33 protein-coding genes are annotated in these 24,552 nt (G+C 52.6%); 1 reads left to right on the top strand and 32 read right to left on the bottom strand.

The features are described from left to right. The 6 genes from ACL7TT_RS11670 to ACL7TT_RS11645 all read right to left on the bottom strand — a co-directional run. Positions 1-3,660 (bottom strand): hypothetical protein (locus tag ACL7TT_RS11670; protein WP_413395607.1); only part of this gene is annotated, 3,660 nt, incomplete at its 3' end. A gap of 3 nt (positions 3,661-3,663) precedes the next feature. Beyond that, positions 3,664-4,047: a hypothetical protein gene (locus ACL7TT_RS11665; protein ID WP_413395606.1), complete on the bottom strand. Its 384-nt coding sequence runs from the start codon at positions 4,045-4,047 to the stop codon at positions 3,664-3,666. A gap of 92 nt (positions 4,048-4,139) precedes the next feature. Continuing rightward, positions 4,140-4,415: a hypothetical protein gene (locus tag ACL7TT_RS11660; protein WP_413395604.1), complete on the bottom strand. Its 276-nt coding sequence runs from the start codon at positions 4,413-4,415 to the stop codon at positions 4,140-4,142. An 18-nt stretch (positions 4,416-4,433) separates the two neighbouring features. Continuing rightward, entirely contained in the window at positions 4,434-6,476 is a 2,043-nt protein-coding gene (locus ACL7TT_RS11655) for a hypothetical protein (RefSeq protein WP_413395602.1), read from the bottom strand. A 2-nt stretch (positions 6,477-6,478) separates the two neighbouring features. Further along, positions 6,479-6,727 (bottom strand): phage tail assembly protein T, encoded by a 249-nt coding sequence (locus ACL7TT_RS11650; RefSeq protein ID WP_413395601.1) that lies wholly within the window; start codon positions 6,725-6,727, stop codon positions 6,479-6,481. Between the two features lie 20 nt (positions 6,728-6,747). Then, a complete protein-coding gene (locus tag ACL7TT_RS11645; protein WP_413395599.1) occupies positions 6,748-7,143 on the bottom strand; it encodes a hypothetical protein in 396 nt (131 codons plus the stop codon). A gap of 255 nt (positions 7,144-7,398) precedes the next feature. Between ACL7TT_RS11645 and ACL7TT_RS11640 the strand changes: the two genes are divergently transcribed. Continuing rightward, the gene (locus ACL7TT_RS11640) at positions 7,399-7,899 is read left to right on the top strand and encodes a hypothetical protein (RefSeq protein ID WP_413395597.1); all 501 of its coding nucleotides are present in this window, start codon (positions 7,399-7,401) and stop codon (positions 7,897-7,899) included. 32 nt (positions 7,900-7,931) lie between these two features. Here the strand turns inward: ACL7TT_RS11640 and ACL7TT_RS11635 are convergent, their stop codons facing one another. From ACL7TT_RS11635 to ACL7TT_RS11510, 26 genes are all read right to left on the bottom strand, one after another. Beyond that, entirely contained in the window at positions 7,932-8,360 is a 429-nt protein-coding gene (locus ACL7TT_RS11635) for a phage tail tube protein (protein ID WP_413395595.1), read from the bottom strand. Positions 8,361-8,365: 5 nt separating this feature from the next. After that, complete coding sequence (locus ACL7TT_RS11630) at positions 8,366-8,746, bottom strand: hypothetical protein (RefSeq protein ID WP_299948137.1); 381 nt, start codon at positions 8,744-8,746, stop codon at positions 8,366-8,368. Next, on the bottom strand, positions 8,743-9,279 hold the full coding sequence (locus ACL7TT_RS11625) for an HK97-gp10 family putative phage morphogenesis protein (protein WP_413395593.1): 537 nt from the start codon (positions 9,277-9,279) through the stop codon (positions 8,743-8,745). The genes ACL7TT_RS11630 and ACL7TT_RS11625 overlap by 4 nt, the downstream gene beginning before the upstream one ends. Further along, positions 9,276-9,608: a phage head closure protein gene (locus ACL7TT_RS11620; RefSeq protein ID WP_299948141.1), complete on the bottom strand. Its 333-nt coding sequence runs from the start codon at positions 9,606-9,608 to the stop codon at positions 9,276-9,278. Before ACL7TT_RS11620 ends, ACL7TT_RS11625 begins: the two co-directional genes overlap by 4 nt. Then, positions 9,593-9,904, bottom strand: coding sequence for a head-tail connector protein (locus tag ACL7TT_RS11615; protein WP_413395591.1), 312 nt, complete (start codon positions 9,902-9,904; stop codon positions 9,593-9,595). The genes ACL7TT_RS11620 and ACL7TT_RS11615 overlap by 16 nt, the downstream gene beginning before the upstream one ends. Next, positions 9,901-10,383: a hypothetical protein gene (locus ACL7TT_RS11610; RefSeq protein ID WP_413395590.1), complete on the bottom strand. Its 483-nt coding sequence runs from the start codon at positions 10,381-10,383 to the stop codon at positions 9,901-9,903. The genes ACL7TT_RS11615 and ACL7TT_RS11610 overlap by 4 nt, the downstream gene beginning before the upstream one ends. Before the next feature lie 74 nt (positions 10,384-10,457). Beyond that, entirely contained in the window at positions 10,458-11,630 is a 1,173-nt protein-coding gene (locus ACL7TT_RS11605) for a phage major capsid protein (RefSeq protein WP_413395588.1), read from the bottom strand. A gap of 102 nt (positions 11,631-11,732) precedes the next feature. Next, positions 11,733-12,431, bottom strand: a complete 699-nt coding sequence (locus tag ACL7TT_RS11600; RefSeq protein WP_413395586.1) for a head maturation protease, ClpP-related — start codon at positions 12,429-12,431, stop codon at positions 11,733-11,735. Next, the gene (locus ACL7TT_RS11595; protein WP_413395585.1) at positions 12,424-13,641 is read right to left on the bottom strand and encodes a phage portal protein; all 1,218 of its coding nucleotides are present in this window, start codon (positions 13,639-13,641) and stop codon (positions 12,424-12,426) included. Before ACL7TT_RS11595 ends, ACL7TT_RS11600 begins: the two co-directional genes overlap by 8 nt. Next, entirely contained in the window at positions 13,631-13,840 is a 210-nt protein-coding gene (locus ACL7TT_RS11590) for a hypothetical protein (protein ID WP_413395583.1), read from the bottom strand. The genes ACL7TT_RS11595 and ACL7TT_RS11590 overlap by 11 nt, the downstream gene beginning before the upstream one ends. Beyond that, positions 13,837-15,561 (bottom strand): terminase large subunit, encoded by a 1,725-nt coding sequence (locus tag ACL7TT_RS11585; protein ID WP_413395581.1) that lies wholly within the window; start codon positions 15,559-15,561, stop codon positions 13,837-13,839. Before ACL7TT_RS11585 ends, ACL7TT_RS11590 begins: the two co-directional genes overlap by 4 nt. Then, a complete protein-coding gene (locus tag ACL7TT_RS11580) occupies positions 15,558-16,022 on the bottom strand; it encodes a phage terminase small subunit P27 family (protein WP_413395579.1) in 465 nt (154 codons plus the stop codon). The genes ACL7TT_RS11585 and ACL7TT_RS11580 overlap by 4 nt, the downstream gene beginning before the upstream one ends. Positions 16,023-16,116: 94 nt before the next feature. Then, positions 16,117-16,479 (bottom strand): HNH endonuclease, encoded by a 363-nt coding sequence (locus ACL7TT_RS11575; RefSeq protein ID WP_413395577.1) that lies wholly within the window; start codon positions 16,477-16,479, stop codon positions 16,117-16,119. Next, complete coding sequence (locus ACL7TT_RS11570; RefSeq protein WP_413395575.1) at positions 16,463-16,690, bottom strand: phage holin family protein; 228 nt, start codon at positions 16,688-16,690, stop codon at positions 16,463-16,465. Before ACL7TT_RS11570 ends, ACL7TT_RS11575 begins: the two co-directional genes overlap by 17 nt. Then, a complete protein-coding gene (locus tag ACL7TT_RS11565) occupies positions 16,687-17,196 on the bottom strand; it encodes a hypothetical protein (protein WP_413395573.1) in 510 nt (169 codons plus the stop codon). The genes ACL7TT_RS11570 and ACL7TT_RS11565 overlap by 4 nt, the downstream gene beginning before the upstream one ends. A gap of 138 nt (positions 17,197-17,334) precedes the next feature. Continuing rightward, positions 17,335-17,823 (bottom strand): hypothetical protein, encoded by a 489-nt coding sequence (locus ACL7TT_RS11560; protein WP_413395571.1) that lies wholly within the window; start codon positions 17,821-17,823, stop codon positions 17,335-17,337. A 23-nt stretch (positions 17,824-17,846) separates the two neighbouring features. Next, positions 17,847-18,638, bottom strand: a complete 792-nt coding sequence (locus tag ACL7TT_RS11555; protein ID WP_413395569.1) for a hypothetical protein — start codon at positions 18,636-18,638, stop codon at positions 17,847-17,849. A gap of 219 nt (positions 18,639-18,857) precedes the next feature. Further along, positions 18,858-19,112, bottom strand: a complete 255-nt coding sequence (locus tag ACL7TT_RS11550; protein WP_413395568.1) for a hypothetical protein — start codon at positions 19,110-19,112, stop codon at positions 18,858-18,860. A gap of 11 nt (positions 19,113-19,123) precedes the next feature. Continuing rightward, the gene (locus ACL7TT_RS11545; protein WP_413395566.1) at positions 19,124-19,339 is read right to left on the bottom strand and encodes a hypothetical protein; all 216 of its coding nucleotides are present in this window, start codon (positions 19,337-19,339) and stop codon (positions 19,124-19,126) included. Between the two features lie 139 nt (positions 19,340-19,478). Then, complete coding sequence (locus ACL7TT_RS11540) at positions 19,479-19,718, bottom strand: hypothetical protein (protein ID WP_413395564.1); 240 nt, start codon at positions 19,716-19,718, stop codon at positions 19,479-19,481. 349 nt (positions 19,719-20,067) lie between these two features. Beyond that, positions 20,068-20,355 carry a hypothetical protein gene (locus ACL7TT_RS11535; protein WP_413395562.1) on the bottom strand — a complete coding sequence of 96 codons (288 nt, stop codon included), beginning with the start codon at positions 20,353-20,355 and terminating at the stop codon, positions 20,068-20,070. Positions 20,356-20,653: 298 nt separating this feature from the next. Continuing rightward, the gene (locus ACL7TT_RS11530; protein ID WP_413395561.1) at positions 20,654-21,184 is read right to left on the bottom strand and encodes a hypothetical protein; all 531 of its coding nucleotides are present in this window, start codon (positions 21,182-21,184) and stop codon (positions 20,654-20,656) included. A 219-nt stretch (positions 21,185-21,403) separates the two neighbouring features. Then, positions 21,404-22,261: a TolB-like translocation protein gene (locus ACL7TT_RS11525; protein ID WP_299948422.1), complete on the bottom strand. Its 858-nt coding sequence runs from the start codon at positions 22,259-22,261 to the stop codon at positions 21,404-21,406. 259 nt (positions 22,262-22,520) lie between these two features. Then, positions 22,521-22,910 (bottom strand): hypothetical protein, encoded by a 390-nt coding sequence (locus ACL7TT_RS11520; protein ID WP_413395560.1) that lies wholly within the window; start codon positions 22,908-22,910, stop codon positions 22,521-22,523. Positions 22,911-23,047: 137 nt separating this feature from the next. Continuing rightward, positions 23,048-23,398, bottom strand: a complete 351-nt coding sequence (locus ACL7TT_RS11515) for a hypothetical protein (RefSeq protein WP_413395558.1) — start codon at positions 23,396-23,398, stop codon at positions 23,048-23,050. 468 nt (positions 23,399-23,866) lie between these two features. Continuing rightward, complete coding sequence (locus tag ACL7TT_RS11510) at positions 23,867-24,481, bottom strand: LysE family translocator (protein WP_413395557.1); 615 nt, start codon at positions 24,479-24,481, stop codon at positions 23,867-23,869. Between the last annotated feature and the right edge of the window lie 71 nt (positions 24,482-24,552).

Raw genomic sequence — 24,552 nt, 5'->3', positions numbered from 1 at the left:
CTCCGGTTTATTGTCACCATAGATTTTGTCCCAGTCGGCCTGGGAGCCGGCAATCTGGTTGATTTTATTGAGCAGTGCCTGTCGTTGGGTGTACACCGCCTGCCATTTGCTATTCCAGGTGCTGCGATTGATGGTGGTGACCGTGGTGGTATTGTTCCAGCCGGTACCGCTGAGATAATCCGATAGGGCGGTAATGGCACCGCTATAGGCGGTTTTCTCGCTGGTAATGCCGTAACGGTTCGCCTGGGTTTCAATGCCGGCCTGCTCTGCGAGCAGTTGATGGTACTCGCGGATAACCTGGGGTTTTTCCCCGGGGTGCAGCTTGCCGTCTGCGGCAATTGTATTTAAGTCAGCCAGTGCCTCAGTGGCATCGGCCTGGGCATCAGCAGCGGCAGCTTCGGCGGCAGCAGCCCTGGCATCGGCCACAGAGGCATCCAGCAGTGCTTGGGGATCACCGCTGCCACCGAGGGTCACCACCAAGCCGCCGTAGGTGCCGCCGTCACCACTGCTGGCCCACACGGAAAGCTCATTGACCCCCGCCTGCAGCACAATGGGGAAGCTGTACCATTGGGTAACCCCATCGTCGCCGCGCATCACGCCGACTTCGTGGCCATTGAGACCAATCCGGGCACCGCCCTCGGCATCATTGGCCAATACATGCAGATAGCCGCGCCCGGCACTGGCATTAAAGGAATATTTGGTGCCGCCGGCATAGTTTGTACTGGTGGGCCAGGTCAATCCCAGGGGTCTGCGGTCCCATTTAAATTGCAGCGCGGCGCCGAGCATCCCGGCTTCGCGGGCCTGCTGGGCGATGGCGTTGAGCAGGGTGTTGCGGGCACGGTACGCCGCCTGCCAGTTGATGTTCCAGAGGGTGCGGCTGATGGGGGTATCCGCGCTGGTATTGTTCCAGGCGGGTGTGAGGCCACCGAGGTAACTGGTGAGCGCGGCCAGGTTGCCGCTGTAATCGGCTTTTTCCGTGGTCAGGCCGGCGCCGTCGGCCTGGTTTTCCAGCCCCGCCTGCTGGGCCAGTAATTGCGCGTACTCGCGGATAATCTGCAGCTTTTCGCTCTGGTGCAGTATGCCGTCCGCGGCGATAGTATCCAGATCCGCCAGGGCAATATTCGCATCGGCCTGGGCCTCGGCAGCGGCATCCATGGCCTGTTGCACACTGGGATCCAGGGCCGGGTCCTCGTAGTCGTCATAAGGCGTGCGGGATTTGGGCACAAACAGGAGTCGCACGGCATTGGTGCCGAGACAGTGATCCCCCAGCCCGGCACTGCCGGGGGCGTCGGGACTGTGGCCATAGCAGGCAATGAGTTTATTGTTGCTGAGCACCGGCATGGGATTGCCGGTGCCATCCACCAGCAGCACCACACCGCCGGGGGCTCCGCCACCGCCGCTGCCACCGGGGACAGGCCTTAGCTCAACACCGCGACCGGGGCCGCCATCACCACCGGAGCTGTCGATTTTCCCGGACACACCCAACGCGATACCACGGGCGATCACCGCCAGGCCGGCGCCGCCGCTGCCCCCATGGCCGCCGAACCCCGCCGGCTCATAACTTGGATCGTTGCGTAAATAACGAAAGGAATTGCCACCGCGGGCGCCACCCGTGCCGCGCAGGTCATGGGGTATGCCCTGCAGCTCCCCGCCCTCGTTGGTGATATTCAGCGGTGGCATCACCGGGTTGCGCCCGGTTACTACCCTGCCGCGGCTTTCCTCAAAAATATGGCCGGGGGCACGCTTGCCAACCACCCGCCCGGAGCCGCCGCGACAGGAACCCAAAAAACCCCGCCCACCATTGCTGGGGGTACCACGCAGGGTGCCGTCGATCTGCAGTACCCCGCGCACCCGCAGTTCCGCATTGCCACTGACGCTCAAGGTGCGACCGGCGGGAATGGTTAAATCCCCCGGATAATAAAACACTGCTCGACTATTTGGGTTGCCGGCAAGGCTGCCATCTGCGGTTAAAAACCCACTGTTATCGATACTGAGACCGGCGGCGGTCATGGCAACACCTTCGGCGCTATACCAGCTGTCCGGCAGTTCCGCACCGGTGCTGTCGGGCTGATCATCGATCCTGCCGGCGGGCTGGTAGCTGCCAAACAAGTCCACCGATACCGCACCGGAGACCTGATCCACACTGATACGCTGGATTTCCATGGCGCGATCCAGAATACCGTCGGCCACCTCCTGTGAATGATCCCGCAGCTGCGGCAGGGTGACCCTGACGATATCCCCCACCTCCAGGTCATTGTTGCTGGGCAGCAGCCCCAAACGCAAAGTTAAAGGCGGGCCGGCAAAGCGATCACGCAGGGCGTCGAAGGTGTTTTTAATGGTGGTGTAGGTGTGGCGGGTATTGTGCAGGCCGCGGAATTTCAGGGTGTGGGGTTTGGCTTCGCCATGCACGGCAATGGAATCGGCATCGAGTAACTGGTTTGCACGCAGGAATTTACCCTCAAAGCCTGGCTGCTCGAACCAGCTCCACTGAATCGCAAACACATTGCGCACGCCGGCCAGATTGTATTTCAGTTCACCGGCCCGGGTGACATCGTCCGTGGCAATGGCAGCCACAGTGGCGGCATTGGCCAGCACCCCGGCCATACGGCGCAGGCCCAGTTGCCCGGCGGCATTGACCGGCATAAAGGCACCGAGCAATAAATTAATCTCGGTCTCGATAAACTTTTTACCGTCGGTTTTTTTCAAACCATCAAATCTGAGTATTTTACCCTTGCTATGATTACCGGGTTGGTACCAGTCCGCGCCGATATGTTCAAACTCGTCGCGCACCACCAGCGCAGGGTCGATACCCAGGTGCCAGTTGTCGGGCAAGGTATGATTGGTACCGAGCACAAGGCCGGTGAGCAGGGCATAGGCCAGTTGCGGGCCCGGTCCTTCCAGGTAGATAAATTCCTCCACCGCAATCCCGCGCTCGTCGTCGTTGTCGGTGGGGATCACATGATCGCGGGCATAGGTGCCGAACAGGCCACGGGCACAGCCGGTAAAACGGTTGGCGGTTTTACCTCTGGCACGCACAATTTCAAAGCCGTCCTGGTATTGTATTTTCAGGTAGTAGACGGATTGATTGGGGGCGTCGCCATAGGCGGCGGTATGAGGGTTGGGTTCAAAATTGCTGGTATCGAATACCTGCAGGGTGGTCTGGGTCTTGGAAAAATCCGCAGCCAGGCGGGTGCTGTTGGGTACAAACAGTTCCCGGCGCATCGCACGCTGGATATCCCGGCAGCGCACCCGGTACACCCCTTCGCTGTAGGCAATGGATTCCTCGGCGATCTGGGTTTGCTCCAGGCGAAAATCCGACCAGTCCAACCCGGCAAAGCCTTGGTACAGACGTACGGTGCGGCCCTTGATGCCATTGCCCTGTTCCAGTTCGTCGCGCAGCACATAAGAGAGCTGGCCGGCGATATCCACCACCTCAAACTGGATGGTGCCGATCTCGGCTCTGCCTTGCTCCGGCAACAGGCGCTGGCTGGTGGCACTGCATTTTTTTAAGGCACCGAGAATGGCATTGGCGGGCAGGGCGGGAATATCCCGATGCGAGGTAATATACAGTGGCAGGTCATAGCCGATCTCCACCACCAGGCGCAGCGCGCGCTGGGGGGACTGGTTTTCCAGATCAAAAATTTCGGAGTTGTTACGCACCGCTTACACCTCCACCGCAATCAAGGCAATCTGGAACCAGAAGTGCTCGTGCCGGTTTTCCTTATAACTGTTCCGCTTCAATCGGCAGAAAAATGGGGTGCTGTGACCACCGGTAATATCGGAAATATCCAATTCAAACGTCTCTCCATTGGCACAGCTTGCGCCAAATTCTCTCCAGTACGGTAGTTGATCCGGGTCGAAGGGGGCTGTCGTGATTTTCCATTCGGTATCGATACGATACAGCGTACTCTCTGTGTAGCCGCTTAGCGCAATATGCTCTTTACCCTCGGTACGACATTCACGCTCACAATGCATAAGATTGGTAGTAATCAGCTCGGGTGAGCCGCTGACGTGCTCACGCGTGGCGGTATAACGGATTTCAGCCATGGGTGCATCCAGACAATTCGGGAAAAGCCCGCCGGAAAGCGAGCACAAAAAAACCGCCCGAGGGCGGTTCTTGATAGAGGTTGGGGATTTTGTCAGATTCTTGGAGTTTCTTTTCGGCGTTTCTCTTCCAGGTATTCTTCTGTCACCTGCCGCTCTATTTCAGCCTTTTGCTCCGGGGTGAGCTGGTCGTTTGGTACCGTGTAACTAATACACTCCACACCGAAGCTGCCTGTTACACAGACGTTTTCCGTCCTGGGTGCGCTATGCCAGAGCAGGCTGCCCAATATCTTCGAGCCTTCAACAAATTCTTCCGTACTGGCACAGCCTATCAAAGCTGCCATACAGAGTGCGAGTAGCGTTTTTTTCAACTTACAGCCTCCCTGCCTTCAGGCATTGAGCGCGGCCAGTTCCCGACCATTGCGTGAGTTGGGTTCAATTAACACCACATCGCCATTATTGATCAGCTCGCGAAGGTCGTCCACCAAACGCTGGGCATCATTGCTGCTGATATCGCCCTGAATGATGATCTGGGTCTGGGCCGCCGGTTGGGAATTTGTGTCCGGTGTTGGTGTTGGCGCGTTAATTGACGGTGTCGCTACTCCAGCCGTCCCAACAGCCGCAGCGCCGGCCCCGGAAACAGACCCGCCCCCCTGAAACTGCTGGGACTTGATCTGCTGCACCCGCACCGCACCAGCCGCAAGAGCGGCAGCCGCAGCGGCAGCTCCTAAGGCGGGTCCAACAATTGGGATTTTTGCCAGTGATGTATAACTGTCCTGTGCGCCCTGAATGGAACTGATCACGGTCTGCGAAATTGCAGCCGCCTTACCCAGTGCGAACATCTTGCGGCTTTTGCTGTTTTGCAGGCCGGCCAAATCCGACCACATTTTCCCCGTGGCGCGCTGACGCGCCGCGGCTTCATCCTGGGCAAGCTTAATACGGTACTTGGCCTGCTCCTTTTCAATATCGGTCAGTTCCTGTTCGTGTAACCGCTTGCGGTCCGCCTCGATTTGGTACCAGAGGTCGCGGGCAAGAAAATTGTTACCAAGACTGGCCTCTAGCAGCAGCCCCTCCTGTTCAAATTGCCATTGCTGCAGTTCTGTGCGCTTGATCAATGCGTTTTCAATTGCCGCCGTGCCAGCTACCGCAGCGGCGGCGGTGACTTCGGCAGTTTGTTGTGCCGCCAGTTGGGCATCCGCTACCCAGGCCTGCAGCCGCTCACCACGACCGGGACCGTTCACCAGTTCTTCAATTTTGGCCGCCTGCATCTCGACGGCACTGCCGAGATTATCGGCAAATTTGCGGATATCGTCGGGGTCGATTTGCAGGGCATTGTCGATTTTTTCCGAAAAGGTATCGGCAAAAGCACCGGCTCTCTCAGCTGCCGCATCAGAAACCAGCCCAATTGTATTTAACTTCTGCAAACCCGAATTAATGAACTGGATCAGACCGATAAAGGTGACACGGAACGGAGTTAAAAAATCGCTCAGGAAGGTCGCTACCGAATCCGCACTGGCAGCCATGGCGTCAGCAACAGCACTGCCAAGGGCCAGGGCGCCCAACTTGAGGACATTGAACATGAGTTCTATTGGGTAGAAGGCATCCAATACCAAGACGGCGCCCTGCACGGCGCCATTGAACGCGCTGTTGACCGCGCTCTCGAAGCCGCCAACATTTACCGCCCAGTCGGTGAAGCCCTGGGCCACCGAGGTGATCACCGGTGAGACCTTGGCTGTAATCTCGTTGCCCAGGCCCTTTGCCACAGCGCCGGCGCGGCTCATGGCATCGTTGGCCTGTTCCATCTTGGCCGCGTCAACGCGGCTGATCGCCAACCCCAACACCTCCGCCTCTTGAGCGAGTTCGCTAAGACCACCTTTACCGAGCTTCAGGGTGTTAATCAGGTCCACACCTTCGGAGTCAAATAATTTGAATCCGAGTCTGACACGGTCAGACTGGTTGCCAACCTGATTCATAGCCGTGGCGATGTTGGCAAATTGCCGGTCCGGCGACAATCTCGCCAGCTTTTGGGCATCAAGGCCGAGTTCCCTCAGAGCACCGCGAGCTTCCCCTGTGCCTTGTGCTGCTTCTGCCACCCGCCGGGTCATTCGCTGCAGACCCAAATCCAGCTTTCGCTGACTGACGCCGGTTAGCTCGGCGGCGTGGCGCAAACCGGCCAGTGCTTCGGTGGTTACGCCCAGCTTGTCCGCGGTTTTTGCCAGCTGGTCATTCACCTTGAGGGAATGTGCCACTATGACACCAATACCGGTCACCGCCGCAGCGGCCATCGCAGCAAAGGCCACCGCACCGGTTTTCGCCAATTTGTTGAAACTGGCACCGGTTTTGCGGGACTCCTTTTGCGCACGCGCCATCTTTCCGTGAAAGCTGGCGGTATTGGCCCCCAGTTCAACAAGTAGCGATGCGACTGTGCCCACGACTATCCTCCCAGAAAAACTTTGAACTTGGCGATGGACTCCGCCAATCGCTGGCGCTTGGTTTTCACCGGCGGCGGCATAAAATCCTTTGCTTGTAGTGGTTTCTTGACACGACCGGAATAATTCGCGACGGTGGCGGCCAACTGTCCCATACGCCAGTTGTCTGCCTCATAGCCCCAGGGTTCACACCTGGAAAAGGCCATCCATTCCGACAGCTCGGCGCTGTCCGTACTGGCCAGCAGTTCGCGCACGGAGCAGCCCCTGTATAGCGCTAATCGGAACAGGAATCTTCGCCAGGGGCTTTCTGAAAATTTTTTTTGAGCTCCTCAATATCTGCCTCGGAGAGTTTGTTCAGGCGTTGTGCTACGGTGAAGACGCGATCAAGCGCAGCGCCACTCTTTTTGTTCAGTGCTTCCACATCGCCTTCGGTAAACAGGCGCTCTCCGTTTTTATCAACGACTGTCAGAGAAACGGCCGTCGCGCGCACTTTATTGAGACCACCGACGCCGTTCTGACCAGCGGACACACAATAGGCTTCGAACTGATCGCGCTCACCGCCTGTCAGGTTGCGCACACGCACAGTGCCACCCCATTCGGGCACTGCCACCTCCTCATAGAGCAGGTCATCCGCGCCCAAAATCTCTGTTTTACTTAGCAGGTTTTCCATATTGGCCTCTCCAATAGTTAGCGAATATTAAATGGTCTTTAAATGTCATACATTAATGGTTACTGAACCAAGATATTTTTCGTTACAGATTTAGATCTGATATAGTTCGCAATTAGATATGCTTCGAGCGTGTACGCAAGAAACGAATAAGCCTCCTCAGGTCACACAAATCCACAACCATGGAAACGGCAGCCATGTGGTGGCAGGAAGATGCCAGGCTGTATTGCCTAATATAAAGCAAGGAAACGATCCCGTATGACAAACCGAATTGTTGAAATGGATCTAGCAAGCAAGAGGCTTGAAAAACTAGTCGAAGATCGTGGCTTTGATGGGCCACAAGCGATCTCAAAACGCTCCGGCGTGCCCCGTACCACCATTCATAGCTGGATAAAGGAAAACCCCCGCCTCTGCGGTGCTAAAGCGGAAAGCATTTGGCGTGTAGCTAAAGCGCTTGGGGTTCCCACCGGCATACTTGGTTATCTGTTTGAAGGTAAGTTTGACGATGGGCACTCTAGCAAGCCCAGCCAGCAACAGGTTTCTCTACCAATCAACCTCACCAACAATACCTACGAACTTCGACCTGATATTTTGCGCGAGAGTCTGCGCAAAGTCTTCACTCCTCTTGCACACAAACAGGCACCTATCGATTTGGAACTATTGGTAGAGCGTGTCACTTGCCAATACCTGAAGTCCGAGTCATCTTCTAAAGCACTGCCTGATAAAGAAAAAAACACACCGAAAAATAAAATACCCTAGACCCGCTCCCACTACGCTTAACTCAGATTTATCTATGCCCAAGTATCCCAGTTGGCTGCGCCGGCAACCTTGACATCAATGGAAACAGTGACCTTTTGGCCAATAGCGGTAACTACCTTGAAACTCTTGAGTAGTAAGGGCACCTGTACCCGGGTCTGCCCGGGATCCGGCCATTGGATCTGGAAATTGATCACTCTGCCGCTGGTGGCAGCCGACTTGAGCGCCTCCTGCTGGGTATCTCCCGGCACCCAGCTGAGTTCGATGGTGGAGCCCACACCATCCTTGAGGCCGGACTTGTACTCTTTGACCCCACCGGGGGAATTGAGGTGCGTGACTTCCACCTCATCCGCTTCGTAGCCGAATTCCGGCAGGGTCAATACCTTGGGTACCTCGACAAAAGTGTCTGCCGTAGCAGCATCACTAAGCAACTTGACGCCCATTGCAATGATTTCTTCGCTCATGCTCTCTATTCCTCATGCCAGATAGTGAGATCAATGGAACCGCCGTACAACGACAGCTCTTTTATGTAATCTTCCTGGTCGTTTTCCAGTTGCGCGCCGTAGCAGCGCACACCATTACCCAGATCGCCGACAAAACCGGACAACGCCGCACACACCAGGCTGCGCAGGGCGATCATGCTGTCATAGCTGGTGTCGTAGATATCGAGTTGGTAGCGGCTCTGCACCAGGCCGGTAGTACCGTCGGCACTTAGGGGACGGGTGGTGGAAACCCGCTGGTACACCAGCACCGGAACGGTGTCGGTCTCCTGCCGGTCTACCGGCAAAATATTGCCGGCCAGCTCAGGAATCTGTGCGGTAAGACGCGTGACGATACCGGTTTCAATCACGTTTTCTTCACCTCTTTGCCCCAGGCTTTTTCAATGCGCTTGATCAGCGCATTTTTGAAACGCTTGAGTACTTTGTCTCGGTTTTCGTCCAGCGCCGGGCGCAGAAAGGGCTTGGCCCTGGCCTTAACCGTCACCTTTTTCCCGAAGCGACCTTTCTTGCTCACCAGTGAGGTGACGCCGCGTCTGACCGCCTTCAGGCTGAGCTCCACCGAATGCAGCTTGGTGCCGAATTCCACGAATGCCGCGTAGAAGACCGGGTTTTTCTTGGTGGATTTGGTACCGACATACACCTGCGCATCCTGTTTACCGCTACCGGCGAGTTTTTTCTTGCCCGCTTTGCCGCGATAGCGGCGAATGGCTTTGCGCAGTTTGCCGCTATCCTCCGGCACTTTGGCCTTAGCCGTCTTCTGCACCACTTGCGCAGCATCGAACAGAGCATCTTCCAGGGCCTTTTGTGCCATGGCGGTATCAGTGATCGCCGCCAGTGCCTTATCCAGTTCCTTAAATCCCTCTACCCGTATATGATCGCTCACAGAACAATCTCCTTGCACAACAAATGCAGCCAGCGGTTTTGCTCCATGGCGTTGATCACAGTCTCCACCTGCAGAGCCCGACTCCCGAACAACACCCGCATCTTGCTGGTAATGCCTGCCCGGTAACGGATGGTGATCTGGTGACTGGTTTCCTGATAACGGCTGTCCGCTGCGGTAAGTTCGCGCGCGGCATGGGGTTTGACTTCCGCCCACACGGTGGCCAGATTGTTCCAGTTTTCCACTTTCGCCCCGGTGGCACGGCTATCGAGTGTGCGGGTTTGCAGGAGGACGCGGTGGCGCAGCGCGCCGATCCTTACACGGCCAGCCATCGGTGCGGATTCCACAGCAGGCGTGTTGGGAGTGGCAGCTGATGACCATTTACGCTTCCTTCCCGGTTTTCGTACAGCCAGGCCACCAGCACGGCGGCACCCAGTTCGATTTCCTCGGTGAGTGGCAAGGCATTTTCCGGCGCGTCGGTGAGATCCGCCTCACGTGCATACAGGATGCGCCCGGTGTAGTGATTGAACGCCTGTTCTGCGGCGACACCGAGGGAAGTCAGGTAAATATCTTCTTCCTCCGGCGGGTCACGCAGATGCTGTTTAAGAAAATCCAGGGAGAAAATCATTGGGAACTCTCCCCATCATTGGAATTGCCCACCCCGGCAGATCCCTCTGACTCACAGGATGGCAGCTCTGTAGGGTGCTCAGTCAATTGCGCTAACTGCTCCTGCAGCTGGCAATTTTCCTCTTCCAGCAAAGCCAGTTTGCCTTCCAGTTCCGTGATAATGTCGCCCTGGGTTTGGATTTTTTGATCACGCTCGGCAATCTTGGTTAGGGCTTCGTTAAGCTCTTTCCCTTCGGGGTGTACACAGGGTAACTGCATCTTTGCTTGGCGTTTCTGCGCCTCCAGCGCCTTTGCTTCCTCTTCAGCTACACGCTGGGGCTTTGTCGGCGATTTTTGTTTTTTGCTCTTGGGCCGGGCCAGCCCATCATTGAGCAGACGCCATGCCTCGTCATTGCCCACCTCAATTTCATCCCCGGCGGCGAGACTGCAGGTGGTGGTGACCATACTGGTGAGCAGGACCAGTTTGAAACTTGTTGCCATTGGAGTTTTCCTCACACAATAAAAAACCCGCACAAGCGGGTTTTAAAAAGGATAGCTTTGAAAGTCGCCGTCGCTTACCCTTGCTGCAGGGTCTTAATGGCCTCGGCCATCAGCAATTTGCCGTCGGTGCGCTTGCGCATACGGAAACCGACATGGCCGGTATCTGCATACTTTTCGTTGAGGCGCTGCATCACCATGCCACCGCGGTCGGCGATGCGGTATTGCCTGAAGTCGCCAAAGGCAATGGATTTATTGCCGGTGGCTACCCCAGGCATGGCTTCGCTGGTGCGCACCCGGTAACCGAGGAAGGAGTCCGGCACACCGGCCTGCAGACTGGGCTGCCAGAGGGGAATACCGTCGGTGCTTTTCAGCTTGCGCATCATGCCGATGGTGCCGTCCTTGGCCAGAAAGCTGGCACCGTTGCGATAAACGGCGCGCACCGAATGAATCAGGTCGATAATCTCGTCATAGGTAAAGGCGTTGGCACTGGCGGCGACCTTGCCAACCGGAGCCGTTATAGTGACACCGGTGGGCTTTTTATTGCCATCACCAGTAATAAAAGCGGCCTCTTCGGCGGTGCCGAAGGTAAGACCAAAGATCCGGGCGATTTCGCTCTCCAGGCTGACCTGGGTATCCTGCAGCAGTTCTTCGGAAACTTTCATAATGCGCCCGAGCTTCCAGGCTTCAATCACACCGGCACCAAACTGGATATCGGATTCCGGATAAGGTGCACCCTCCTCAATCCAGCCGGCCTGGCCATGATCGGCCACCAGCGGCAGGTTGGTGGTGGTGCTGGTGGAGATGACGGTACAGAGCTCACGCATCACCACGTGATCCGTCAGGGCCTCGATCAATTGCATGGCCCAGGAATCCGGCACCGTATAGCCACCGTCCGCGTCGGTGCCGACGGTCAGGGCGGCCTGGATATCCATACTCATGCCAGCGCGCACATACTGCTCAAAGTTGCCCATATATTCAGTGCTGGCCAGCGGATTGGTTGGCGTATTGCCAGCGGGCTCGGGACGCTGTGCAGGGTTCGGCACTTCACTCAGGCGACCTTCGATCTCCACCATTTTTTCCAGCTGTTCGATCTGCTTGTCCAGGGCGTTGAGATCGTTATTCATAGTCTTCCACTGCTCTTCCTGCTCAGTGGTCATGCCCTTGGCGGCGTCCACACTGTCCACCAGGGTTCGCATGGAGGCTGCCAACTGGCCGCGCTTCTGTTGTAGGTCGAGTAATTTACTCATGGGTGCTCTCCGGTTAGGCATAAAAAAACCGACACACTGTTTCCAGTTGTCGGCTCTGGTTGCGGGAAGCGCGGCGCGCTCCGGCTCGCAATAGGGTTAGATTCAGGCTCTTGCTGCTATCTCAGTCAGGCGCGCATAGAGCGGGGTTCTGTGGTTATAGGCGACTGCTTCGAGTTTAGGCTGAGTCGGTGGTGCTGCTGCGGTAATTAACTGTGTGGGAACCTTTCGACAGCCTTTAAATTTATCCGGGGTAAAGCTGGCAGCTGCCTGCAAACCCTCAACGGTTTCATCCGCAAAGCCTTGCTCGACACACTCGCTGGCGGTAAGCCAGGTTTCCTCATCGAGCATGGCGATCAGCGCATCTTCCGCAATACCGGTTTTTTGGTGATAGTCGTTGAGCATGGCACTGCGTAATTTATCCAGGGTATCGGCGGTCTTGCGCAGCTCATGGGCATCGCCGTAGGCACTGGTCCAGGGATTGTGGATCATATACATGGCATTGTCGGCCATAATCACCCGTTCCCCCGCCAGGGCAATAATGGAGCCCATGGAGGCGGCAAGGCCATCAATATAGGTGGTGATTGTCGCCTTGTGCCGTTTCAGTGCGTTGTAAATGGCATTGCCCTCAAACACGCTGCCACCGGGAGTATTCAAGCGCAGGTGGATTTCATCGGTATCCAGAGCGTTGAGCTCGTCAATAAACGCCTTGGCTTCCACGCCGTAGTAACCGATATAATCGTAGATAAAGACTTCAGCCGGGACAGTTTCCGTCTGTGCTTTGATTTCAAACCATTTAGGCATTGTTGTTTCCTGAGCTGGTAGGTTCGCGGGGTTGGGTGATCGGGGCCATACTGAGCTGCAGCCAGTGCTCATTGCCACCCTCGATACTGTTCATATTTTCCAAACGGCGCATATCGTTAATGCTAATGGCACCAGAGTTGAACAGATTCTTATAAAACTCTGAGCGGGACTTTGAGTCCCCGCGCAACAGCCCTTCCACACTGTGCTCAGCATAATATTCACGCCGCTCCATAGGGGAGAGTAGATCGCGAAATATGCTCTGCTCGATACGCTTGAGCCAAGGTAACAGGCTGTACACCACAAACTGAATGGACTGGTGCTCGATATTTGAGAAGGTGGCTTTTTCCAGGTCGGCGATCATATGCGGCGGCACACCAAAAATAGAGGCAATCTCACTGCGCTGGTATTTGCGCGATTCGAGGAACTGGGCATCCTCGGCGCTCATGCCAATCTGGTGCCATTTGGCGCCTTCCTCCAGAATGGCAACCCGATGTGCGTTGGCACCACCCTGGTGCCGCTCATTCCAGCTTTTTCTCAGTCGCTCATAGGCTGGATCTGATAGCTTGCTCTCCACCTCCAGAACACCGCCGGGCTTGGCACCGTTGGCAAACAAGCGCGCACCATGTTCCTCCAGTGCAAGAGAGAGGCCAATCCCCTCGCGGGCCTGACTGATCGGCGACAGTCCAATAATGCCGTTGGTGGACAGGCCCGCAACACGCCATATACGCTCCGGCGTAAGAGATCGAAAATCCCCGTCGTGTATCTCAAACACCAGCCGCTTGGTCGTTTCCGAACGTCCCACCCACACCTTGTCGGGATTGATGGGCCAGACACCGCGCACACGTCCGGCCCTGTCCCGCTCCACCTCGCTGAACCCATTGCCGCGCAGTTGCAGCGCGGCCATCAGCTGGGTGCGAAAGTCCATCGCGGTCATTTCCTCGTTGGGCAAATCGTGTAACAGCACCTGCAGGGGATGATGGCTGGCAATCTCGCGGTTATCCGCCCCAGTTTTGCGGTACAGATTGAACGGCAGCGCGGCAACGGTTTCCGACAGAATACGCACACAGGCATAGACAGCGGCCACGCGCATGGCGGTATCCGGGGTCACCACCTTGCCCGCGACGGACTGGGGCGCGTTCAGGGCTGCCAGCAGATCATCGCTGGGCGCCTTTAAGGTACTGGTCTCTGCGCGAAATAGTTTATCCAGCATGGTTTCTCCTGTTTTCGCGGGCCTTGAGGAGTTCATCCACTGAAGTGGATCGGGTATTCCGCCAGGCAACCAGGAGCCCGAAAGCCATTAACAGCCCACCCACCACACAGAGCGCCAGGGGCTGGCTGATTTTCCAGAGACCGCAGGCGAGCAGCCCGAGGCCGAGAATGGCGATCAGGTCGGGGGTCAGTTTTTTCATAGGAATCTTATGTCTCGGTTTTCGTAGACGCTGGTTGTGGGCTCTTTGCCCGTCAGTGCGATGGTGAAGGCGATCAGTGTGGCCACGGCGCCATCGATCTTGGATTCCTTGTTTTCCTTCACCGGGCGGATCTTCTTGCCATCGTCGATCTCTTTGGCCACCACATTGCCCATCATCCAGGTGAGGACCGGGTTGCCATCGTGATGAATACGGCCGGCCTTGAGCAGAGCCTCGAACTCCTTCATAAAATCCGACATGGAGTAGTTCTGGGGCACCTCAATCACCTCCAGTTCAGGAACCTGCTTCTGGATCGTTTGCGTCAGCTGGGTTGCGCCCCAGGGATCAAAGCCCAGGGCCCTCACCTCAAAGTTGCGCACATCATGCTCAACGTCGTCCTGAATTTGCTCGTAATCAATCGTCTCACCATCGGTCGGAGTCAGTGCGCCCAGGTGTTCCCAGGTTTGATAGTGCTTATTGCTCTCTTCCCTGATCCGTTCCTCCGGTAAGTAATGTCGGCCAAAAATATAGTAATGCCGCTGACCATTTATCTCTCGTTCAAAGACAGAAATGTTCGAGGTGATATCCAGCTTGCTGGACAAATCCAACCCTTTGTAACAAGGGTCATTGACGAAATTCTCCAGCTGCAGGGAGGTATCCGCCTGCCGGTTCCACTCCACCATATTGAGCCAGGCACACTTGGCGGTAACCCAAACATTCAGATGTTTAGTTTTAAATGCATTCTGCTTGCGCGGACTTTGCACGGCATTACGCTGTCTTGCCTTTAGATAGTCGCCACCAACAGATATACCAAAGTTGGGATTGGCTTTAACAAGCGACTGCTCACTGGTCCAGTCATCATCGGGATCAATACCGTAGACAATACCGAACAACTCATCATTCTGGATACTGCCCTCTAATACCGATTGCACATCCTGCTGTATCGCATAACAGGGGCCGGCGATCTGATTGCCCGCTGTGGTAATCAGCAACATCAGCGGCTGATCGCGTGCGCCCATACCGGTCAGCATGGTGTCGTAAAGTACATCGTCGGTATGCTCATGGACCTCATCCAAAATGGCACAACTGGGGCTGGCACCATCTCCAGGTTTGCCGATCACCGGCTCAAAGCGGCTGTTGTCCGGCAACCGCTTGGTGCCGCGCTGATCGCACTCCAGTCGCTTCGCATGAGAGGTCACGCCATAGGCTCGACGAAATGCCGGGGTACGCTCTGCCATTTTCTGTGCTGGCCGAAAAACTAGCCAAGCTTGCTTCTCTGTAGTGGCTCCACAGTAAATCTCAGCCCCGTACTCACCATCTTCAGTGAGCATATACAAACCGATACCGGCAGCAATAAGAGACTTTCCGTTTTTTCGCGGTACGCAAATGTAAGCGATATGGAAACGGCGCAGACCGGTATCCCTGTGAACCCATCCGAACAGGGAGCCGATGATATATTTTTGCCAGGGCTCTAGCCGGATGCGCTTGGCGAGGCCACGCTTGGCTGCCCACTTGCCCTTCACATGCGGTAGCAGCTCAATAAAGCGAATCACCTTTAGGGCTTTATCCTTATCAAACACATAGGGAAATGCCTCCCCTTTCTGCAGGTCATCTACGTGGCGCTGAACAGAAAGAATTTCCCAGCGGCACGCGGGTTTTACCCCCGTCAGAACATCATTGCAGTAGGCATCCATATCTGCCAGGTGATCTATATCCCAAGTCATAGGCGGTCGAACTCATCATCAAACAGGTTGCCCTGTTTGTCGTTAAAACGGAGTTCCGTTGCGGGGGACATACCCAGCTGCGCAACCATACTGTTCCAGAACCGTGCTACTTCGCGCAGCTGGCCGACTTCCGGGTGATTCTTTATTTGTTCACCATTGCGGCCATCGACGGTATAGGTGCGTCCGTTATCAGCGATAAATTGCCGCAACTCATCCATCTCGACCTTGGTGCGACAATACTCATAGATATAATCCACAAACAGCGGCTTTAGCCGCCCCACCTTCGCCAACTCCAGCGCCACACGATCCCACACTCGGCGCTCTTCCTTAGTGACCCCTCGCGGACGTAACTTTTTGGCCAAAGCTTTGAGTTCAGCTTCCTTCTCTGCAGTGGCCTGTTCATTCTGTGCAGCTGCCGGGTGGTGAACCACATTTCCGGCCTGCGGATATCTCCCTGGCATATCAATCACCTAAAAACACCCAAGTGGGTTTTTTCGATTCAATTCAGCGCGCATAAAAATTGACTTAGGGCGGCGGTGTCGGATTTTTCACTCTTTAGAGATTTAACCCACCCCTCCCCCTGGCGCCGCCACCTTCCTGTGCGGTCTTGATGAGATGACAGGGCTTGCACAGCAACTGAAGGTTGCCCATATCATCCGTGCCGCCCTGTGACTTGGGTTTGATGTGATCCACGTGGGTTCCAGCAATGGCCAACCCCTTGAGCAAGCAATGCTGGCAAAGCCCTTTGTCCCGCCGGATCACTAACCTGCGCAATTTTCTCCAGACTGACCCATATCCGCGCTGGGTATCTGTGCCTTTCTGCTTCTGCCATATTCCCCAGCGGTTTTGAGCCTGGGGGCAGCGATCTGAATGCGCCTGTCTACAGCGTGCGCAGTAACGCTTAGCCCTTGCTGGCATTACGCTGACCCTGCTGCTCTCTCGCCATCTTGTGGCGCTGGTGACTGTAGTACCAGTTCACTACAAAGGAGGCGATGGCCACCAGGGCACAGATAAAGCCAATGGGGTTTTGAACAAACAGGCTGTAGATACCGCCGATAGCGCCCACCGTTACTGTGGTGGCATGACTGGCCTTTTCTGCCAACTCTCGCACAAGGTCGTGTGTGTTCATGGCTTCACCATTGCCTGTGTTTTTTCCTTACTTCCCTGGCTGGAGCCAAACCAGAATTGCAGAATCATGGGGATGGCCCCGGTGATCACACCCAACATCAGGGTGCCGGTCTTCTCAATAGCCGGGGTCAGGGTAATCTCACCGGAGAACAGGGCGAAGGTCAGCGCGAAGTAGCCACCGATAAACATAAAGGACAGCGCCATCTGTGCTGCCAGGCCACCCTTGATCCCCATGTGGCGGGCGCTCTTGCGATCCTCCACTTCAAGCCGGTACACATCAATATCGAGTTTGCGCATCTGGAGCTTGAACTGGTTGTCGAGGCTGCGTAGCTCCATCAGCTTCTCGGGGCTCGCATTCAATACCAGCTCCGCAATGTCCTGCTCCTGAGCATCGGCATCTCCCAGAAAGTGGTCGGCAAGGAACTTGGTTGCGGTCCCTGCAACAGGGCCACCCAAGGCAGCGCCCAAGGTCGGCGCCACGCTTTTAACTATCGCTTTCCAGTCCATTAGTAGCTCCAGATTTTCGGACCTGGGGAAGTAGCTTTCTCCAGGCGTAAAAAAACCGGCTCAGTGGCCGGTTTGGGTGGTTGGATAAAAACGGCTAGCGCCATCCTGCGAAGGGCCCTAGCTTATTGCTTGCGCTTGTTATGCATCGCTTTCCCGAAGGTGGTAAACGTCACCCTCAATAAATCTTTCATATGATTCACAGGTAATCCAACCGTATTTATCAGAATAATACCCTATATTATTTTCAACATAGGAAGCAATTGTTTCCCAGGAAAACAGGCAATGTTCATGATTGTCACTAACTGGAAAGTTTCTCTTGGTCCATTTCTCTTCGTTATCGAGTGCAGCCTCCATAGCCTCGGGTAACCACCAGCCTCTATAGGAGAACATGTCACCGGCTTTTGGAGCTGGATGGGTACTATTAAACGTATCAAATGTATATGTAAGTTCGTCACAATTAACTACACGGTGCAGTTGAAATTGTTCAGTTCCTGTTTTTGGATCTATATAGAGACCCGATGGAGCAACTGGTCCTGAATCCATTCTGTCAAACTCGATCACAGTTCTCGTTACGTTACTCTGTGATGAAATGGTAACAATCTTACCTTTTGGCTCTATGTAAACCATACTTCCTCTTTATGCATAACGCCTCAATCAGCCGACGCGTTAGCGGTCGGCTGCATTGATTTGTTAAATTCGTTGGTCATATATAGCTCAATCTTGGGCGGATGAAATGGAGCTTCAAGTTCTACTACGGCCACACCCTTTGGGAGACCAATTAGAAACTTATGTTCATACTTAACAATGCTAGTTGGTCCCCATAAATAGATTCCGGACCAAAAAGCGTTCCAATACACGATTTCTAAGTAGTTCGCTGATACAAAATAAAGGCCATTGCTACCCACTACTACAAGGTTGCCAGGTTTTGTTATTAACCCTGCTTTAGGCGAATCGGGTAATAAAGTTACGAGTTGTGGCGTGCTTGGTTTTTTCATATTTGGAATAACGTATACAGCACCACGTGACAACATGTGATCTAGCCCTTCCAATATGTAAAGCTTAGGCCCATCAGTTATAAGCTCTTGAACGTTTCCCTTTAAGAGTGGTTTATAGCTTCCTTCATGAGTGTAACCAAGTTCTCCTCCGAATTCCCCTTTGTCTATGGAGCTATAGGTAATGTCACCAATCGTTAGCTGAGTATTTCTTGAGGCATTATCATTAATCTTTAGCTCCAGCGCACCATTAGCCTTATAAATAACATGTCGATCCCATTTTATACGAAGGTCTTCATAGGAGTTAGGGGCACGACTCTTCTCATTCAATTCGTATATTTCTTCAATTGGTGTCTTTGAAAGATTCCACTCTGTCAGTATTTCGCCTAACTCCTTTGATATAGAGCACATGCTATATAACGAAAGAGCTAGAATCACAATTACTCTCATGCCTGCCTCAAGAATTTAACATTTAAATACTGATCACCATGACCACTATTATCCTGATTACTGACCCCGGAATCAATTTTGCGCCGTTTACCTACAATCAGCATTAAAAACAGCTAGTTACATGGATTTGGTGCAGTCGTACAAAATATGACCACCCCCTTCAGAGTAAAAAACCGACTCAGTGGCCGGTTTGGGCAGTTGGGTACTTGGTGCGAGGATTTACGTCTTGCTAGCTAAGTGCCATGCCTGGTAAACCCCTGTAAACGACAGCGCAATCAATCGGCGGGCGATGTTCTGTCCACTGGTGGACTTGATCCACTGCAGCAGGAATTCACGCACCCGCGCACTGCGCTCGGCACTGTCTGCCGCTTTCTCCTCGGCTGTATAAAACAGGGCATCGCCGGTTTTAATCAGGGCATCCGCTCCTTTCTCCAGCGCTTTCTCACTCCCCCAAAGGCGGGACCATATACTCATAGCGTCAGCTCCTAAGCAGAATTGTTGGATTTGCTGCCTCTATTTTGCTTGTGTTGCTCACGCACAAATTTGTTGTGCCGGTTGCGGGTAATCACTGCATACACATTCCACGCCAGACCAAGCGTAGCGATAATCACCCCCAGCACCTGCAGCGGAGTGACGGGAGTTTGTGTCAAACCCACCCCCATAACTGTGACTATCGCACTTCCGGCTTCCTGTTCATTCATGGAATCACTTTCTCCAGGCGTAAAAAAACCGGCTCAGGGGCCGGTTTGTTCATTTAAGTATCTAATATTGCAGCAAGCGCAACATATCCTTATTTGTTATGTATAATCGTGCTAGCCGTTACTCACTACAAGGCACCTTTTATTTCTTTTCTAACACCTCGATCTCTGCTTCGTAAACCTCAGCCTCATAGAGATCTCCCCCATTTTCATCCGGACAAAAAACTAAGGCCATTGGTAGCCCATTTTTACCAGTAAAACCCTGATCCAATTCTACGATATCTCCAACACTTGGCTTTCGACCACTTGGTACTTCAACCTCAAAACGTTCGTCAGGAAGCTCGACTAACAGCCTCGCTCTAGGAGGACTTGATTCGTTCATTAACTCTACAATTTATGTTTTATAATCTTGAATATAGTTGGACTACTTAGTAGTGGTAGGACAGCCGGTTACCCTAACTGCCCCCACGCAGATCCGGACGTGCGGGACTACCGCATCCGGCTCTTCAGTAATATATTCACTCGTGTAAAGTACGATCCCTATTACCAGTCCACGAGTATACTGAGTTTATATATCCGTGGCGACTTTAGCCCAAAACTTCCCAACATCACCCCCATGCTTCATCTTGCAATGATGCTACTACCCTTCATAGCCAATCTCGAACCGCCATATGTGGGCCCACATGTACGGTGGTGTGGGGAGGGCGGGCTAGAAACCCGCCTTTACCCGATTAAGGTTTTGCACTGATTTCAGCCAGTGCTGATTTGCTAACACATTCATGCTCCAGGCATATGCCAACATAGGCTGCTTTATTCCCGGCGCTTTCAGTAAGGGCTGATTTTGCAAGTTCTAAGTTACCGCTCTCGATATTTTGGAGAACTTCATTTTCTAGATGCATAGACTTTGACATAGATATAACAAAGTCATCGTGGGAATTACTATACAGATAGAAAATCCGCACATTCAATGCCACTGAAATAATGAGTGCTACTGATAAAATAACTTTCGAACGATCCATATATTAAACTCTCCAAGAACCTTAACATTTAAATACTGATCCCCATGACCAGTATTTCCTTGATCAGTATTTCTGGATAAATATCGTGCCAACCTCTCAAAAATCCTCTGTGAATCAATCAGATACACCAACCTGGCACTATCGTCACATATGGAAAAATGATCACTCTGACCAGTATCCCAATAAACATCACAGAATGTAACCCCCTGTATTTATTGGTTTTTTAGGAGAAATAAGCCTCCCTGCCAAAATAACAGTCACAGTGATCGAAATTCACCTTCCCATTTGGTCACATTATCTATGGAATCACCCCCACAAAGCTGCTCACCATGGCCCCCTGGGAGGCGATAGCGATCTCGCCTGAGTCCCAGCACCCAGCCAAGCGGCAGGCGATGTCGTGAAGCTCTGGCTCTCCACACTCCAGGAGTTCTGCCGTATTACGGCACAGCTTTAGCAGGAAGGCCTGGGCATAGTCTCGTGCGGTGATGCGCCCCTCTATAAGCAAATTAATTTGAATAATGATAATCAGCAGTAGAAAGCGGGCGCTGTGGGCCTCGGGACAGTTACCCAGACCACTGCTATCCGCCTCAGCGTGGCAGCGATAACAAAGGTGCGCAGCCATCGCATCGTGGGGCTTGATTCCCCGGCCCTTACCATAGCTGTGGCTGCGCTGGCCCTGGTAGTGGGCGGCTACGGTGGTGCCCTCGTTATTACCACAGCGGACACAATCACGGCCTTTGGCCAGCCTCAGTAGTTTCGGGATGCGGGTGGGCTGCAGGTTCACTTTGTCTCCCTGGGTATCTCCAGTCTGAACTGTGAGTCCCTCCATACGCCTCCCCTCAGTAGCTCCAGTTTGTGACACCTGGGGAAGTAGCTTTCTCCAGGCGTAAAAAAACCGGCTCATTGGCCGGTTTGGGTGGCTGGTTAGACCTTACCCGACAAGAACTTCCACCTTGCAAGAAGCATGAAGCTTAGCTTGACGCACTAACGTCAGCAAAAGGCGCGCTGCCTTTTGGCGTCACTCTTGTTGCGATTGTTATATGGTTTATTAGTTGGGCCTAAGGTTTTCAATAATTTTTGCATCTACCCAATAGATATCTGCTTTATCGCCTTTATTGTCATACGACCGGTGAAAGAAAAAGTACTTTCCATCTGGGGTCACACTACCAAATTGCTCTTGGAATTTTGTGTTTATCTTATCTCCTAAGTTTATCGCAGTTCCCCATGAGCCATCTTGCTGTCGGAAAGAAATATGCAGATCACTATCACCATATCCACCGTCTCTTTCACTATCCCATATAATGTAAGACTCATCTGGCGCAATGAAGGGGTGAGCGGTCCATTTACCCGTGTTTATTTCTTTGCTCACAGATCTAGGCGCCTCACGTTTGCCATCTATTAATCGTGAATAACGAATATTGCCTATTTCAGTTGCCTCATCAAAATAGTAAGTGCCTTTAGATGAAGCTGTGAGACGCATGATAGGCAAATCATTGAAAGGGGCATCAAGACTTTTCACCTCAGACCAACCAGAGTGGGTTCGCTCCCTATAGGCTTTCCCCAAGTGCAAAATATTACCGTCAGGGGAAACAAATGGTTGCCCGGCTCTGGGTGGTACAACAGACTCGATCCATTGTTTATCTTTGTATTGAATGACAAACAAAGTATTCTTTTTATATTCCCCCCCTCTTCTTCGAAAATAGAACTCTTTTAGATCGGGACTAAAGGCTGCTGATCCAGCCCTAAATCCCTTATCAAGAATGCTAGGAGCAAAACGTTCAGAGATCAAACCTGGCGGCTTTTGCCCAAGATATAGTTCTTTTGAGGCTGGAGATTTATCTTTACTATAACTATTGCCACTCATACTTATCATAGAAAAGAGTAAAACGATTGAAATACGATGCATAATTTATCCATAATTTGAAATCAAGGAATTATTTAACTTCCATACTAAATTCGCTTTCACTGATATAACGCTTAAATGTGATTGAGAAGGTAGTCACTTCAAGCAAGTCATTTTTAAAATATCTGACATCCTTATGACTGTTAGATGATTTTGTTTTTACGGCGAAAATCAATTTTTTGGGTGCATATAACGCCCGCCGCACAGGCGAGCAACTTGTTGCGAGTCCAGCACATGTAGTGCGCGCTTGTGCCGGCGTTTGTTAGGCTTTGCGCCACAACTCGATTGTTCTTGACTCAGGAGCCTCTCCCCATCGGAGAAAGATATTACCTTGGCTTGGACTCTTTTGCGTAATAAAGACTACTACCTTATTGTCAAAGCTGCAACTCTCTAGATACAGCCAAACAGATTTCGATTTCACCATAACGGCCTTCGGGCTGACCAGATCAAACTCCTTTGGAATATCCTCTCCCGTTAATAGGGACATACCACCTTGAGAAATGAGTTTGACAGCTTCTGTATAAAGAGACCCGAGCTGTTGATGTGATAATTTTTTGGCAACATCTACTCTTTCAGCTTCTTCCGTGCACTCAACACCGCCGCAGCCCACTAATGTAAAAATTATCATTGTAAGCAACACATATCTAAACATTACAGGACCTTTTAAGAAGCCTAACGCCGAGATCAGTCGCGGCTAAGTTTATGCGCTTTTGCGCAAGAATTGAGCGAAGCGACAGCGCAAAAAGTGCATAAAATTTGCCGTCGGCTGCATCGCCTAGTTAAAACCTATCACTCTTTCCAAGGGTCACCCTCGGAGCTAGCCGTTCCCATCACTGGTCTCTCTGATTCCAAAACTGCCTTTTCTTGCCTTATTTTTAGCCAAGAGTAATAAAAAATACTAAGCGCAAAGACATTGAAGAGTAGAAAAAACACAGATGCAAGGACTCTATTTCCTGTAAATGGCACATCGTATTTTCTGAATTCTCTTCTCGCCACCTCATTTACTGCCCATCCGTAAACCAAGCCGGACAGAACCACTACTATCACAGTGCTGATGTAGTGGGGAATGAACATTCCCCCGATTCCGATTGGGATGATTTGTGATAGTAGCCCAAGGATTATTGCTAAGATGAAATTCATATTCTTTTGAGTATTCAGTGTTTCTTGGTTTCGAGTTTTAACATTTATATAGTGTTCGCCGTGACCACTATTATCCTGATTACTGCCCCGGAAGCAATTCTGCGCCGTTTACCCATAATCCGCATTAAAAACAGTTACTTACATGGATTTGGAACAATCGTACAAAATACGATCATTCTCTCCAGAGTAAAAAACCGGCTCAGTGGCCGGTTTGGGTGGTTGGGTGTCTGGTAGAGACAGCAATCACAAAGTAGCTAATTTATAGCTCTAAAACGCAAAAGTGCCAAATTTGCGTAACCCCAAAACTTACGATAGATCTGGCTTGGGGTTGTCCATTTTTTAAGAATGGCTACCCCAAGTTAGAGGTCGAGTATCGGTCCCATAACAAGATGATCTATATGACACATAATCCTCGTATTGCGGCTGCTTTGAAGTGTAGCTAACAACCAGCCCGATAACATGCGCTTGTTAACCCCTTACCGCTACGTAAATGCCGCTACCTATGAGCATTGAACCAGAACTAGCCCTAAGAAGACGCGCTTTTTTGGAGTTAGAATAAATGGATTTGGCTTTATAAGCTATGTAGGCATAGCCAAACATCACGCCGCCAACAGAAAACGTTGCGATGGCATACAATAAAACCGCATCGGAGACTGCTACATTTGATAAGTCTAGGAATGCAGGAAAAAAGCTAAGGTAGAACAAAATAGCTTTTGGATTGCTTAGAGTTGTGATGAGACCAGCCGCAAAGCTGGCAGTGTGTCTTGGCGCATTAATAGCCCTGCCAGCACTAGTATTTGGAGTTGATGAGAGTATTGATATACCCAGCCATATTAAATAGGCTGCACCTAGATATTTGATGACGAAGAATAACTCACCGAGCACATTTGAAAGAGTTGCCAAGCCAAGTAGTGCAAGAGTTATAAAGACGAAATCACCTGTAACGATGCCTGCAGTAGTAAACAAACCGTGGCGCAAACCTGCGGACGTTGATCTTGCGGTGACGGTTAATACTCCAGGCCCCGGTATCAAGGCTAGAACAACCATTGATATAAATAGTGCCATGGAAGTAGTCGGAGTCATGTTCTCTCTCGTAGGGTAAACATTTATATAGTGGTGGTCGTGACCACTATTATCCTGATTACTGTCTCTAA

Origin of the sequence: Microbulbifer jejuensis, from assembly GCF_047289955.1 — a bacterium.
In the GTDB taxonomy this organism is placed as follows: domain Bacteria; phylum Pseudomonadota; class Gammaproteobacteria; order Pseudomonadales; family Cellvibrionaceae; genus Microbulbifer.
This window is presented reverse-complemented; position numbering and strand designations above follow the sequence as displayed.